The following is a 13,634-nucleotide window of genomic DNA, read 5'->3' as shown; positions in this document are numbered from 1 at the left end:
ATTGTACGTTACCTGCTAAAAGCTGGCAAATGTACAATTATCTGCTGAAATAAACTAACTACCAGCTAGCTTTCTTTACTCCTGGAATTAATCCTTGGTTAGCCATTTCACGAAATGTTACACGTGAAAGACCGAATTGTCTCATATACCCTCTTGGTCTTCCTGTTAATTTACAACGATTGTGTAAACGAACCGGAGAAGCATTTCTCGGTAATTTTTGTAAGCCTTCATAATCACCAGCTTCTAATAAAGCTTTTCTTTTTTCAGCATACTTGTCTACCGCTTTTTGTCTTTTTACCTCGCGGGCTTTCATTGATTCTTTAGCCATATCTTAATTCTTTTTAAAAGGTAATCCTAATTCTGCTAATAATGATTTTGCTTCTTTGTCGGTTTTAGCCGTTGTTACAAAAGTAATATCCATTCCTGAAATTTTGTTTACTTTGTCAATATCAATTTCCGGGAAAATGATTTGCTCTAAAACACCAAGATTGTAATTACCTCTTCCGTCAAAACCAGTTGCTTTGATTCCACCAAAATCTCTTACACGAGGTAATGAAGATGTAATCAATCTATCTAAGAATTCATACATTCTTTCACCACGTAAAGTTACTTTAGCTCCAATTGGCATACCTTTTCTTAATTTAAAGGCAGCAACGTCTTTCTTAGAAATAGTAGCTAAAGCTTTTTGACCTGTGATTTTTGTCAACTCGTCTACTGCATAATCAACCAATTTCTTGTCTGATACAGCAGCTCCGACACCACGGCTTAAAACGATTTTTTCAAGTTTTGGAACTTGCATTACGTTTTTGTAACCGAACTCTTCTTTCAAAGCAGGAATAACTCTGCTTCTATATTCTTCTTTTAGTCTAGGGATATAAGCCATTACTATAATACTTGATTAGATTTTTTTGAAAATCTTACTTTCTTATCTCCTTCTACTTTATATCCAACTTTTGTTGCTTTTTTTGACTTTGGATCAATTAAAGACAAGTTTGATATTTGAATAGGAGCTTCTTTCTTTACGATTCCACCTTGAGGGTTTTTTGCACTTGGTTTAGTGTGAACTGAAACCATGTTTGTACCTTCAACAATCGCTTTATTTGCATCTACAAAAACACGTAAAACTTTACCTTCAGTACCCTTATGGTCACCTGCGATAACTTTTACAATGTCTCCTGATTTAATTTTTAATTTTGTCATCATCAATCGAATTAAAGCACTTCAGGTGCTAATGATACAATTTTCATGAATTGTTTTTCACGAAGTTCTCTTGCAACCGGACCAAAAACACGAGTACCTCTCATTTCACCTGCCGCGTTTAACAATACACATGCGTTATCGTCAAAACGGATATAAGATCCATCAGCTCTTCTCACTTCTTTTTTGGTTCGTACAACAACTGCAGTAGATACAGCACCTTTTTTTACGTTTCCGTTTGGTGTTGCGTCTTTTATTGACACTACAATTTTATCTCCAACAGAGGCATAACGACGTTTCGTTCCTCCTAAAACACGGATAGTCAAAACTTCTTTTGCTCCAGTGTTATCTGCTACTTTTAATCTAGATTCCTGTTGTACCATAATTACTTCGCTCTTTCAATGATTTCAACTAATCTCCAACATTTTAACTTACTTAAAGGACGCGTTTCGCTAATTCTTACAGTGTCTCCAATGTTACAGTCGTTTGTTTCGTCGTGTGCAACGTATTTCTTTGTTTTTAACACGAACTTACCGTATAATGGGTGTTTTACTTTTCTTGTTTCAGAAACAACGATAGATTTCTCCATTTTGTTGCTAGTAACTACACCAATTCTCTCTTTTCTTAAATTTCTTTTTTCTTCCATCTTTCAGCAGAATACAATTATTGTAACTCTCTTTTACTTAGCTCAGTAACTAATCTCGCAATTGTTCTTCTCATCGCTCTAATTTGAAGCGGATTTTGAATTGGAGATATAGTATGAGTCGTTTTTAGGTCGGCATACGTTTTTCTTGACTGACTAAGTTGTTCTTGTAACTCAGCTACAGATAGACTTATAATTTCTGATTGTTTCATAATGTATATAAGATTATGCTTCGAAATCTCTAGCAACTACAAACTTAGTTTTTACAGGAAGCTTTTGGGCTGCTAAGCGTAACGCTTCTTTTGCAACTGCCAAAGGTACTCCTCCTACTTCAAACATAATTCTTCCGGGTTTAACAACGGCAGCCCAATATTCAACTGCACCTTTACCTTTACCCATACGTACTTCAAGAGGCTTCTTAGTGATTGGTTTATCCGGGAAAATTTTGATCCATAATTGTCCCTCTCTTTTCATAAAACGAGTAGCTGCAATACGAGCTGCTTCGATTTGACGTGAAGTTAAGAACGAAGAATCCATTGATTTTATTCCGAACATCCCATTTGAAAGCTCGTGACCTCTTTGAGAATCACCTTTCATTCTACCTTTTTGTACCTTACGGTATTTTGTTCTTTTAGGCTGTAACATTTTTCTTTAATTTAAAAAATTACTTTCTTTTACGTGGGTTTGATTTTCCGTTTGGTTTTCCTCCTCTTGGAGCATCACCACCTTTGTTACCACCACCACCGGCTTGTTTTTTGTCCATGCCTACTAATGGAGAAAGATCTCTCTTTCCGTAAACTTCACCTTTCATGATCCATACTTTGATACCCATTCTACCATACGTAGTGTGAGCTTCAGCCAAAGCATAATCAATGTCGGCTCTGAAAGTTGATAGAGGAATTCTACCTTCTTTGAAACCTTCTGAACGAGCCATTTCAGCACCATTCAAACGACCGGAAATCAAAACTTTAATACCTTCTGCATTCATACGCATTGCTGCTGCGATAGCCATTTTAATAGCTCTTCTGTATGAAATACGGCTTTCGATTTGACGAGCGATACTTGTTGCAACTAAATAAGCATCTAACTCAGGTCTTTTAATTTCAAAGATGTTAATTTGAACCTCTTTGTCAGTAATTTTCTTAAGTTCTTCTTTCAACTTGTCTACCTCTTGTCCACCTTTTCCGATAATAATACCAGGTCTGGCTGTAGTGATAGTAACGGTTACAAGTTTTAAAGTTCTCTCGATGATTACTTTTGATACACTAGCTTTTGATAAACGAGCATGGATGTACTTTCTGATTTTATAATCTTCGGCAATTTTATCACCGTAATCATTTCCACCATACCAGTTTGAATCCCATCCTCTGATGATCCCAAGTCTGTTTCCTATTGGATTTGTCTTTTGTCCCATCTTATTTATTAATTGCTTTGTGTGTTATTACTAGCTCCAAGCACGATTGTAACGTGATTTGAACGTTTTCTGATTCTGTGTGCACGACCTTGAGGAGCCGGACGAAGTCTTTTTAACATCATTCCACCGTCAACTCTGATCTCTTTTATAAATAAAGCTGCTTCTTCAATACTAGCTTCTGCGTTTTTAGCTTGCCAGTTGGCGATAGCTGATAACAACAATTTCTCTAGTTTTCTTGAAGCTTCTTTTTGACTAAATCGTAATAAATTTAGTGCTCTTTCCACTTTCTGACCTCTTACCAAGTCTGCAACCAAGCGCATTTTTCTAGGTGAAGTAGGGCAGTTATTCAATTTCGCGAAAGCTATAGACTTATTAGCCTCTTTTCTCGCATCTGCTGTTTCTCTTTTACGAACTCCCATTGCTTCTTATTTTTTACCTTTATTTTTAGCACCGGCATGACCTCTAAATGATCTTGTTGGTGAAAATTCTCCTAACTTGTGTCCTACCATGTTTTCAGTTACATAAACTGGAACAAACTGACGACCATTGTGTACTGCGATAGTTTGTCCTACGAAGTCCGGTGTAATCATTGAAGCTCTTGACCAAGTTTTGATCACTGCTTTGTTTGATTTCTCGATATTCTCTAGAACTTTTTTATCTAATTTGTAATGTACAAATGGTCCTTTTTTTAATGAACGTGCCATGTCTATCTAATTATTTCTTTCTGCGTTCAACAATATACTTATTACTTGGGCTCACTTTAGAACGGGTTCTGTATCCTTTTGCAGGAATACCGTTTCTAGAGCGTGGGTGACCTCCAGAAGAACGTCCTTCACCTCCACCCATTGGGTGATCGACAGGGTTCATTGCAACTGGTCTTGTTCTTGGTCTTCTTCCTAACCATCTTGATCTACCGGCTTTACCGGAAACAATCAACTGATGATCTGAGTTAGACACTGCACCAATAGTAGCCATACAAGTCAACAAGATTAATCTTGTTTCGCCAGAAGGCATTTTGATAGTGGCATATTTTCCATCTCTTGCCATTAATTGAGCAAATGTTCCGGCCGAACGAGCAATGATAGCTCCTTGACCCGGACGTAACTCAATACAAGAAATTACAGTTCCTAATGGAATTTTACTTAAAGGAAGTGCATTTCCGATTTCCGGAGATGCTTCTTCACCTGAAGTTACTGTTTGACCAACATTTAAACCGTTTTGTGCAATCACATAGGTTTTAGCACCATCTGCATAAGCTAACAAAGCGATAAATGCTGTTCTGTTTGGATCATACTCAATTGATTTAACTGTAGCAGGAATTCCTACTTTAGTTCTTTTGAAATCAATGATACGATACTTTTGTTTGTGACCACCGCCTGTGTAACGCATGGTCATTTTTCCTTGACTATTTCTACCTCCTGAGTTATTTTTCGGTGCCAATAATGACTTTTCCGGCTTATCAGTCGTGATGGCGTCAAAACCATTCACAACTCTAAAACGCTGACCCGGGGTAATAGGTTTTAATTTTCTAACTGACATTTCTTATTAGATATTGTTGTAAAAATCAATTGTTTCTCCTTCTTGTACTTGTACGATTGCTTTCTTGAAAGAATTCGTTTTAGCACTAATCATTCCACTTTTAGTATATTTTACAGAACGGTCTGGTCTAACATTCATAGTGTTGATAGCAATAATTTTCACTCCATAAGCTGCTTCCACAGCATTTCTGATTTGAATTTTGTTTGCTTTCTTGTCCACTACAAAACCATAACGATTGTTTAATTCACTTTGCTTCGTGATTTTTTCAGTTATGATAGGTTTAATTATGATACTCATGGCCTATTATTTACTTAAATTTTCTTCAATTCCTTCTAAAGAACTCTCTAAAAGCACTAATTTATTTGCGTTTAAAATCGCATAAGTACTTAATTCTGAGCTAGTTACCACATTAGAAGCCTTTAAATTGCGTGACGACAAATATACATTTTTATTTGTATCACCCAACACAATTAAAGATTTTTTATTTTCTAACCCTAAGGCTTTCAGAACTGTAATAAAATTCTTAGTGCTTGGTGTTTCAAAATTAAAATCTTCAACTACTACTAATTCTGAATCTTTTACTTTTTGAGAGAAGGCCGATTTACGAGCTAATCTTTTTAAAGTTTTGTTCAATTTGAAAGAATAGCTTCTTGGTCTTGGACCGAAAACTCTACCTCCACCTTTGAACAATGGATTCTTAATACTACCGGCACGAGCTGTACCCGTTCCTTTTTGTTTCTTAATTTTTCGAGTACTTCCTGTTACTTCTGCTCTCTCTTTTGCTTTGTGAGTACCTTGTCTTTGGTTGGCAAGATATTGCTTTACATCAAGATAGATAGCATGTTTATTAGGCTCGATAGCGAAAACAGCGTCAGAAAGTTGAACTTTTCTGCCTGTTTCTTTTCCGTTGATATCTAAAACTTTTACTTCCATTACTTCTGAATGATTACATAAGAGTTTTTGTGTCCAGGAACGCATCCTTTAACTAATAACAAATTTTTGTCTGCTACTACTTTTAAAACTCTAAGGTTTTGAATTGTTACATTGTCTCCTCCCATTCTTCCTGCCATACGCATTCCTTTGAATACTCTAGATGGATAAGAAGAAGCTCCTACAGAACCTGGTGCTCTTAATCGGTTATGTTGTCCGTGAGTAGCTTGTCCAACACCACCAAAACCGTGACGTTTTACAACTCCTTGGAAACCTTTACCTTTAGATACTCCTTGTACATCAACGAATTCTCCTTCGCTGAATTGATCTACAGTGACTAAATCACCTAATTTATACTCTGTTTCAAAATCTTGGAATTCAACGACTTTTTTCTTAGCAGAAGTTCCCGCTTTTTTAAAGTGACCTACGGCCGCTTTAGTTGCGTGTTTTTCTGTTTTGTCATCGAAACCAAGCTGAAACGCTTCATACCCGTCAACCGCTTTGGTTCTGACTTGGGTAACGACACATGGACCTGCTTCAATCACGGTGCAAGGAATATTTTTCCCGTTCTCGTCGAAAATGCTAGTCATGCCGATTTTTTTTCCAATTAACCCAGACATATTAAACTATTTATAAATGATTAAAAAAATTCTTTTTTGTTTTGTATTAAGACAAGAGTATTAAGCATTAAGAGGATATCTTAACACTTAATACTTTCATCTTTGTACATTTATCACACTTTGATTTCAACTTCTACACCACTTGGTAACTCTAATTTCATTAGAGCATCAATAGTTTTAGAAGAAGAAGAATAGATATCTAACAATCTTTTGTATGAACTCACTTCAAACTGCTCTCTCGCTTTTTTGTTAACGTGTGGAGAACGTAATACTGTGAATATTTTTTTGTGCGTAGGTAATGGAATTGGTCCAGTTACCACAGCTCCGGTACTTTTTACCGTTTTTACGATTTTTTCTGCTGATTTATCCACCAACATGTGATCGTAAGATTTTAATTTTATTCTGATTTTTTGACTCATTTTCGTTAGAATTAAGCGTTACCTTTTGCTTTTTTGATAACTTCTTCAGAGATGTTTGAAGGAGTTTGTTCGTAATGTGAAAATTCCATTGTTGAAGTTGCTCTACCAGAAGACAATGTTCTTAAAGTAGTTACATAACCAAACATTTCAGATAAAGGCACATTTGCTTTGATAGTTTTAGCTCCATTTCTGTCGCCCATATCATTCACTTGACCTCTTCTTCTGTTCAAATCTCCTACGATATCACCCATGTTTTCTTCCGGAGTAATTACTTCGATTTTCATGATTGGCTCAAGAATTACAGCTCCGGCAGCCTTAGCAACCTCTTTGTAACCCATTTTTGCAGCCAATTCGAAAGATAATGCATCCGAATCCACAGGGTGGAAAGATCCGTCTAAAAGTGTAACTTTTAAACTATCTACAGTATAACCTGCAAGAGGTCCTGCTTTCATAGCTTCTCTGAAACCTTTTTCAACTGAAGGGATATATTCTTTAGGAACGTTACCTCCTTTTACTTCATTCACAAACTGAAGACCTACAAATGGTTTTCCGTCAACTTCGTCAGCTGGCCCAAGTTTGAATACGATATCACCAAATTTACCACGTCCACCCGATTGCTTTTTGTAAGTTTCTCTGTGTTGTGCTGATTTTGTGAAAGCTTCTTTATATTCTACTTGTGGCTCACCTTGGTTAACTTCAACTTTGAATTCTCTTTTCATACGATCTACAAGAATGTCTAAGTGTAACTCTCCCATTCCTGAAATGATAGTTTGTCCGGAAGCTTCATCTGTTCTAACCGTAAATGTTGGATCTTCTTCAGCCAATTTAGCTAAAGCCATACCCATTTTATCAACGTCAGCTTTTGTTTTAGGCTCAATCGCGATACCAATTACCGGATCAGGGAATTTCATTGACTCAAGAATGATTGGGTGTTTTTCATCACACAATGTATCTCCTGTTTTGATATCCTTAAATCCTACTGCTGCACCAATGTCACCTGCTTCGATATATTCGATTGGGTTTTGTTTGTTGGCGTGCATTTGATAGATACGTGAAATTCGCTCTTTGTTGTCTGAACGAGTATTTAATACGTAAGAACCTGCATCTAAACGACCTGAATAGGCACGGAAGAAAGCTAAACGACCAACATAAGGGTCAGTAGCAATTTTAAATGCCAAAGCAGCGAATGGCTCTTTAACATCCGGTTTACGTAAAATTTTTCTTTGATCTTCTTCCAATAAATCTTTATCGTCAGGGTTAATCCCAACAATACCTTCTTTATCCATTGGAGATGGTAAATATTTACAAACAGCATCTAACATAAACTGAACTCCTTTGTTTTTGAAAGAAGATCCGGCAATCATAGGAATGATAGCCATGTCGATTGTTGCTGCACGTAATGCATTGTTAATTTCGTCTTCAGTAATAGAGTTTTCGTCCTCCATATACTTGTCTAACAAGTTTTCATCATAATCCGCAACCGCTTCAATAAGAATGGAACGGTATTGTTTTACTTCGTCAACCATATCAGCTGGAATATCAACGATATCAAAAGTTGCTCCTTGTGTTTCGTCATGCCAAACAATAGCTTGGTTTTTAACTAAATCCACAACTCCTTTAAAATCGATTTCATCTCCGATTGGCAATGTGATTGCAACCGCATTTGATTTCAACATATCTCTAACTTGTTGACAAACCCCTAAGAAGTTAGACCCTTGACGGTCCATTTTGTTAACAAATCCCATTCTTGGTACTCGGTATTGATCAGCAAGTCTCCAGTTTGTTTCAGATTGTGGCTCAACACCATCCACTGCACTAAACAAGAATACTAAGCCGTCAAGTACACGAAGTGAACGATTTACCTCAACGGTAAAATCCACGTGTCCGGGAGTATCAATAATATTAAAGTGATACGGTTTTGATTCCGCTGTTGGTTTTCCTTGATTGGTTGGAAAATTCCATTCACAAGTAGTTGCAGCAGAAGTAATGGTAATACCTCTTTCTTGCTCTTGTGCCATCCAGTCCATTGTTGCAGCACCATCGTGTACTTCACCAATTTTGTGTGATTTTCCGGTATAAAATAGAATACGCTCTGTTGTTGTAGTTTTACCTGCATCAATGTGAGCTGCAATTCCGATATTTCTTGTGTATTTTAAATCTCTAGCCATTTCTTATGAATTAAAATCTAAAGTGAGAGAACGCTTTGTTAGCTTCTGCCATTTTGTGCGTGTCCATTCTTTTCTTAACTGCTGCTCCTTCTTCTTTAGCTGCTGCCAAAATTTCTGAAGCTAATTTAGCTGCCATTGATTTTTCGTTTCTTCTTCTTGCATAAAGAATCATCCATTTGATAGCGTAGGAAATCTTTCTATCCGGACGAATTTGCATTGGAATTTGGAAGGTAGCTCCACCCACTCTACGTGAACGAACTTCTACGTGTGGCATAACGTTTGTTAAACCATCTTTCCATACTTCTAAAGCAGATTTTTCAGCATCTTGCTTTTTTGTTTCTACTATTTCTAAAGCATCATAGAATACTTTGAAAGCGGTAGATTTCTTACCATCCCACATTAAGTTGTTTACAAAACGTGTTACCAATTGATCATTGAATTTTGGATCTGGTAAAAGAGGTCTTTTTTTGGCCTGTCTTTTTCTCATGTCTTTTCTTTAAAAGTTTCTAATTACTTTTTCTTTGCGGGTGCAGCTGCTTGACCTGGTTTAGGACGTTTTGCTCCATATTTTGAACGACGTTGCGTACGACCTGCTACTCCAGCAGTATCTAACGCACCACGTACGATATGGTATCTAACACCTGGTAAATCTTTTACCCTTCCGCCTCTAACTAATACTATCGAGTGCTCTTGTAGATTGTGCCCTTCTCCAGGAATGTATGCATTTACCTCGTTTCCGTTTGTTAAACGAACCCTTGCAACTTTTCTCATCGCTGAGTTTGGTTTTTTTGGAGTCGTTGTATAAACACGAGTACACACACCTCTTCTTTGAGGACAAGAATCTAAAGCAGCCGATTTACTCTTCTTAGTTATTTGGGCTCTCCCTGTTCTTACTAATTGTTGAATTGTTGGCATAATTAATACTAAAAATTTCTATGTTTTTAAAATTACCCTATTTTAAGGGGTTGCAAATGTAGTACTTTTTTTTGTTAAAACAAATCATAATTTATTTATTTTGTTTGAGTTGGATTTTTTTGATGGAAGATGGAAGATGGAAGATGGAAGATGGGAGATGGGAGATGGGAGTTGGGAGTTGGGAGATGGAAGATGGAAGATGGAAGATGGGAGATGGAAGTTGGAAGTTGGAAGTTGGGAGTTGGGAGTTTTGAAATTTTTTGAATTTGATATTTGATATTGAAATTGAAATTGATATTTGCCACACCCCTGCCCCTGATTGAAATGGAAAGCCTGGCTTGTTGGGGTTGTGTGAGGCTTGCTTTGCCAAAGCGACAGTAGGAGCTCTTGGCGGAGCTTAGCCGAACCAACCCCAACAAACGGACTTGGAATGGAAAGCAGGAAAAAGGCCCTTATACCATATCTCCTTTTTTTGCGTTACTTTTATCGAAATTAAAATGGTTTTGAAAAGGCTTTTATTTATCGTGTTGTTTGTATTGGTTTTCTGTTTTGGAAAGGCTCAAAATGTCTATTTAACCATCGAAGGTTCGACTACTGAAGAAACAAAAAAAATTGATTCGATTGGTTATGCCAAACAATTTGTGAATGCAAAAGGTGTGTTGGATGAAACGAAACTGTTAAGCAAAAAACTTTTTGAATTAGGTTATTTGGAAAGCGAAAACCTGAGTAATAAAAAAGCAAACGATTCTACTTTTCTTTTTAAATATAGGTTGGGAAAAAGAACTTCTCACCTACATATATATATAGGTAAAGAAATGTTGGCTTTTTTAAATGATGATTTTGAGGTGGATAATGGAGAATTAAAGCTTCCGATTGAAAATGTGGAACCTTTTATGTCCGGTATTTTAAAACGTTTGGAAGCGACCGGTTTTTCATTAGCTCAGTTGAAATTAGAAAATTTTAGAACGCAAGAAAATAGTCTGTATGCTGATTTAATGATAAAACCAAACAAACAAAGAGCTCTAAACGACATTGTTGTTGAAGGTTTTGAGAAGTTTCCGGAAAGTCATCGGATCAATTTAAAAAAAATGTATGCCAAACAAACGTTTAATCAATCGAATTTAGAAAAACTTTATAAAACCGTAGAAGGATTCAGATTTGTGCGGCAAACGAAATATCCTGAAATTTTGTTTACACAAGATTCTACCAAAGTGTATGTTTATTTAGAAAAAGCCAAAGCCAATCGATTTGATGGTTTTGTAGGTTTTAATAATGACGAGGGAGGAAAAATAAATTTTAATGGTTATGTTGATTTGCTTTTGCACAACCTTTTGAATTCCGGCGAACAGTTTTCGCTATTTTGGAAAAGCGACGGTAACGAACAAACTACGTTTAATGCCGGTTTGCAAATTCCGTATCTGTTTAAAAGTTCGTTGGGATTAAAAACGGAATTACAGATTTTTAAGCAAGACAGTACTTTTCAAAACACGCGTACTTCGATTGATTTGGGTTATCTTTTTACATATAATACGAGAGTTTATTTGGGTTATCAGTCCACCGAATCAAGTGATATTCAGAACACCAATTCGAGTTTTATTAGTGATTTTAAAAACTCGTTCGTAACCGGACAGTTTGAATATACCGATTTTAAAACCGATGATTTTTTGTTTCCGGAAAAAACTGCTTTGCATTTAAAAGTTGGTTTAGGAAGCAGGGATTCTAAAACCGATTCACAAAGTCAGTTGTTTGGTCAGTTAGAACTAAGGCATAACGTGTATTTGAACGCTAAAAACATTGTGCATCTGAAATCGCAAAGTTATTACCTCAAAAGCGATTCTTTTATTGTGAATGAATTGCATCGCTTTGGCGGAATTAATTCGATTCGGGGTTTTAATGAAAATAGTTTACAAGGAAATTTATTTTCGTCTATTCTAACGGAATACCGTTATGTTTTGTCTTCCGGAATGTATGTGCATTCGATTATTGATTATGGTTATTATCAGGATCAAACTACTGATTTTAGCGATTCGTTGCTTGGATTAGGTTTTGGTTTTGGACTTCTTACCAAAAATGGACTTTTTAATTTGGTTTATGCCAATGGTAGTGTGGGCAATCAGGAGATTAAACTCTCCAATTCGATTGTGCATATTAGTTTTAGGACAAATTTTTAGTTTATCAAAACTAATCATACCTTTGCCGCATGGAAAAAGACAATCAAATTTTTGGAATTAGAGCGATTATTGAAGCAATTCAGGCAGGAAAAGAAATCGACAAAGTATTTTTACAAAAAGATATTCAAGGCGACTTAATGCGTGAATTAATGAAAGTGATGAAATCACATAAAGTGAATTTCACTTACGTTCCTGTTGAAAAATTAAATCGTCTTACTTCAAAAAATCATCAAGGTGCCGTGGCAACTATTGCTCCTGTAAATTTTCACGATTTAGAAAGTTTAATTTCCAATGTGTTGGAAAGTGGTAAAACTCCTCTATTTCTTATATTAGATCAACTTTCGGACGCCAGAAATTTTGGTGCAATCATCCGAACGGCAGAATGTACAGGTGTGGATGGAATCATCATTGGCAAACAAGGTGCCGCTCCCGTGAACGGAGATACGGTAAAAACCAGTGCCGGTGCCGTTTTTAATGTGCCGATTTGTAAAGTGGAACATATTAAAGATGCCATTTTTTACCTTCAAGGCTCAGGAATCAAAACCATTGCAGCCACTGAAAAAACAGATGATGCTATTTATGATTTAGCACTTAATGAACCGTTAGCGATTATTATGGGAAGTGAAGACAGAGGCATTAATCCATCTGTTTTAAAAATTGTAGATGAAAAAGCTAAATTACCGATGTTTGGCACAATTGCTTCATTGAATGTTTCGGTTGCTTGCGGAGCTTTTTTATATGAAGTGGTGAGGCAGAGAAGATAATAAACTTGATAATCTCTTACACCTGACAGGTTTTAAAAACCTGTCAGGTGTAGAAAAATCTAAAACAAATCATTCCTTCTCTTTCTCCGATTTAAATTCATAAAACACATTTTCATCAATGTTGAAAAACGTGTACTCTACTTCTAATTCTTCCGGTTTTGGAGTATTTACGAAATTTCCATTTTCATCAAAATGTTTCATAAACGGATCATTTTCAGGATTAAAATCCGGTTTTTCCCAGTCGTAACGAATTGGTTTTTTATACTTTTCGGCTTTGTATAAAAGTGAAAATAAAAATCCGGTGATGAATCCGGCCAAATGACCTTCCCACGAAATGCCGTTTTCGACTTCCGGAAAAATATACCAAATCATTCCGCCATATAACATCACGATAACTAATGAAAGTGCGACTAACCGATAATGTTTGGTTTGAATTCCTTTGAAGAAAATAAAACTGACTAAAACATAAATCAATCCACTAGCACCAATATGGTAACTTTCTCTACCAATTAACCATGTTCCGAGTCCGGAAATTAAAATACCAAACACTAAAACTTGCAACGAAACTTCTCTGTAGAAATAACGCAAAACCGCAATTAAAAATAATAACGGAATCGAATTGTTATACAAATGTTTGATGTCGCCGTGTAAAAACGGACTCAAAATAACGCCTTTTAATCCGCTGACTGTTCTTGGTAAAATACCATAAATGCCCAAATCGATTTTGAATCGAACTTCTACCCAAAAAACAATCCACAAAGCCAATACAAAAAATAAGGGCCAAGCAACGACTGAAGTTGAAAAAATAAAGGAGTTTTGTTTCATATCAAAATTCATTATCAAAAACACATCCA

The 13,634-nt window shown here is 36.1% G+C and carries 22 protein-coding genes; 3 read left to right on the top strand and 19 right to left on the bottom strand.

Translation table 11 applies throughout. The features are described from left to right. Positions 1 to 58: 58 nt before the first annotated feature. The 18 genes from rpsN to rpsL form a co-directional block, all read right to left on the bottom strand. Positions 59 to 328 carry a 30S ribosomal protein S14 gene (gene rpsN / locus M0M57_RS09950; protein ID WP_248432893.1) on the bottom strand — a complete coding sequence of 90 codons (270 nt, stop codon included), beginning with the start codon at positions 326 to 328 and terminating at the stop codon, positions 59 to 61. Positions 329 to 331: 3 nt separating this feature from the next. After that, on the bottom strand, positions 332 to 883 hold the full coding sequence (gene rplE / locus M0M57_RS09945) for a 50S ribosomal protein L5 (protein ID WP_112086723.1): 552 nt from the start codon (positions 881 to 883) through the stop codon (positions 332 to 334). A 2-nt stretch (positions 884 to 885) separates the two neighbouring features. Beyond that, the gene (rplX, locus tag M0M57_RS09940; protein ID WP_112086796.1) at positions 886 to 1,200 is read right to left on the bottom strand and encodes a 50S ribosomal protein L24; all 315 of its coding nucleotides are present in this window, start codon (positions 1,198 to 1,200) and stop codon (positions 886 to 888) included. 11 nt (positions 1,201 to 1,211) lie between these two features. Then, positions 1,212 to 1,580, bottom strand: a complete 369-nt coding sequence (gene rplN, locus M0M57_RS09935) for a 50S ribosomal protein L14 (protein WP_007803649.1) — start codon at positions 1,578 to 1,580, stop codon at positions 1,212 to 1,214. A gap of 2 nt (positions 1,581 to 1,582) precedes the next feature. After that, positions 1,583 to 1,843 (bottom strand): 30S ribosomal protein S17, encoded by a 261-nt coding sequence (gene rpsQ / locus M0M57_RS09930; protein WP_112086724.1) that lies wholly within the window; start codon positions 1,841 to 1,843, stop codon positions 1,583 to 1,585. 17 nt (positions 1,844 to 1,860) lie between these two features. Next, positions 1,861 to 2,052 carry a 50S ribosomal protein L29 gene (gene rpmC / locus M0M57_RS09925; protein WP_248432892.1) on the bottom strand — a complete coding sequence of 64 codons (192 nt, stop codon included), beginning with the start codon at positions 2,050 to 2,052 and terminating at the stop codon, positions 1,861 to 1,863. A 13-nt stretch (positions 2,053 to 2,065) separates the two neighbouring features. Next, positions 2,066 to 2,485 (bottom strand): 50S ribosomal protein L16, encoded by a 420-nt coding sequence (gene rplP / locus M0M57_RS09920; protein ID WP_112086726.1) that lies wholly within the window; start codon positions 2,483 to 2,485, stop codon positions 2,066 to 2,068. A gap of 19 nt (positions 2,486 to 2,504) precedes the next feature. Beyond that, complete coding sequence (gene rpsC / locus M0M57_RS09915; protein ID WP_112086727.1) at positions 2,505 to 3,254, bottom strand: 30S ribosomal protein S3; 750 nt, start codon at positions 3,252 to 3,254, stop codon at positions 2,505 to 2,507. Positions 3,255 to 3,262: 8 nt separating this feature from the next. Then, positions 3,263 to 3,673, bottom strand: coding sequence for a 50S ribosomal protein L22 (rplV, locus tag M0M57_RS09910; protein ID WP_112086728.1), 411 nt, complete (start codon positions 3,671 to 3,673; stop codon positions 3,263 to 3,265). A gap of 6 nt (positions 3,674 to 3,679) precedes the next feature. Continuing rightward, complete coding sequence (rpsS, locus tag M0M57_RS09905; RefSeq protein ID WP_129463117.1) at positions 3,680 to 3,958, bottom strand: 30S ribosomal protein S19; 279 nt, start codon at positions 3,956 to 3,958, stop codon at positions 3,680 to 3,682. Positions 3,959 to 3,968: 10 nt separating this feature from the next. Then, positions 3,969 to 4,793 carry a 50S ribosomal protein L2 gene (gene rplB, locus M0M57_RS09900; protein WP_248432891.1) on the bottom strand — a complete coding sequence of 275 codons (825 nt, stop codon included), beginning with the start codon at positions 4,791 to 4,793 and terminating at the stop codon, positions 3,969 to 3,971. Between the two features lie 6 nt (positions 4,794 to 4,799). Next, positions 4,800 to 5,090: a 50S ribosomal protein L23 gene (rplW, locus tag M0M57_RS09895; protein ID WP_248432890.1), complete on the bottom strand. Its 291-nt coding sequence runs from the start codon at positions 5,088 to 5,090 to the stop codon at positions 4,800 to 4,802. Positions 5,091 to 5,096: 6 nt separating this feature from the next. Further along, complete coding sequence (gene rplD / locus M0M57_RS09890; protein WP_112086732.1) at positions 5,097 to 5,726, bottom strand: 50S ribosomal protein L4; 630 nt, start codon at positions 5,724 to 5,726, stop codon at positions 5,097 to 5,099. Then, positions 5,726 to 6,343, bottom strand: a complete 618-nt coding sequence (rplC, locus tag M0M57_RS09885) for a 50S ribosomal protein L3 (RefSeq protein WP_248432889.1) — start codon at positions 6,341 to 6,343, stop codon at positions 5,726 to 5,728. The genes rplD and rplC overlap by 1 nt, the downstream gene beginning before the upstream one ends. A gap of 113 nt (positions 6,344 to 6,456) precedes the next feature. Then, positions 6,457 to 6,762: a 30S ribosomal protein S10 gene (gene rpsJ / locus M0M57_RS09880; protein ID WP_026710316.1), complete on the bottom strand. Its 306-nt coding sequence runs from the start codon at positions 6,760 to 6,762 to the stop codon at positions 6,457 to 6,459. 11 nt (positions 6,763 to 6,773) lie between these two features. Beyond that, positions 6,774 to 8,930: an elongation factor G gene (gene fusA, locus M0M57_RS09875; RefSeq protein WP_248432888.1), complete on the bottom strand. Its 2,157-nt coding sequence runs from the start codon at positions 8,928 to 8,930 to the stop codon at positions 6,774 to 6,776. 10 nt (positions 8,931 to 8,940) lie between these two features. Continuing rightward, entirely contained in the window at positions 8,941 to 9,417 is a 477-nt protein-coding gene (rpsG, locus tag M0M57_RS09870; protein WP_112086735.1) for a 30S ribosomal protein S7, read from the bottom strand. A gap of 23 nt (positions 9,418 to 9,440) precedes the next feature. After that, positions 9,441 to 9,845, bottom strand: coding sequence for a 30S ribosomal protein S12 (gene rpsL, locus M0M57_RS09865; RefSeq protein WP_248432887.1), 405 nt, complete (start codon positions 9,843 to 9,845; stop codon positions 9,441 to 9,443). A gap of 104 nt (positions 9,846 to 9,949) precedes the next feature. On the opposite strand from rpsL, the gene M0M57_RS09860 reads away from it, so the two are divergent. From M0M57_RS09860 to rlmB, 3 genes are all read left to right on the top strand, one after another. Continuing rightward, positions 9,950 to 10,099, top strand: a complete 150-nt coding sequence (locus tag M0M57_RS09860; RefSeq protein ID WP_248432886.1) for a hypothetical protein — start codon at positions 9,950 to 9,952, stop codon at positions 10,097 to 10,099. A 243-nt stretch (positions 10,100 to 10,342) separates the two neighbouring features. Further along, on the top strand, positions 10,343 to 12,016 hold the full coding sequence (locus tag M0M57_RS09855; protein ID WP_248432885.1) for a BamA/TamA family outer membrane protein: 1,674 nt from the start codon (positions 10,343 to 10,345) through the stop codon (positions 12,014 to 12,016). Between the two features lie 29 nt (positions 12,017 to 12,045). Beyond that, entirely contained in the window at positions 12,046 to 12,780 is a 735-nt protein-coding gene (gene rlmB, locus M0M57_RS09850) for a 23S rRNA (guanosine(2251)-2'-O)-methyltransferase RlmB (RefSeq protein ID WP_248432884.1), read from the top strand. Between the two features lie 69 nt (positions 12,781 to 12,849). Here the strand turns inward: rlmB and M0M57_RS09845 are convergent, their stop codons facing one another. Next, a complete protein-coding gene (locus M0M57_RS09845; protein WP_248432883.1) occupies positions 12,850 to 13,605 on the bottom strand; it encodes a rhomboid family intramembrane serine protease in 756 nt (251 codons plus the stop codon). Between the last annotated feature and the right edge of the window lie 29 nt (positions 13,606 to 13,634).

Source organism: Flavobacterium azooxidireducens (assembly GCF_023195775.1).
GTDB lineage: Bacteria > Bacteroidota > Bacteroidia > Flavobacteriales > Flavobacteriaceae > Flavobacterium > Flavobacterium azooxidireducens.
Note: the sequence above shows the minus strand (reverse complement) of the source record. Positions and strands in the feature narration are given on the sequence as shown.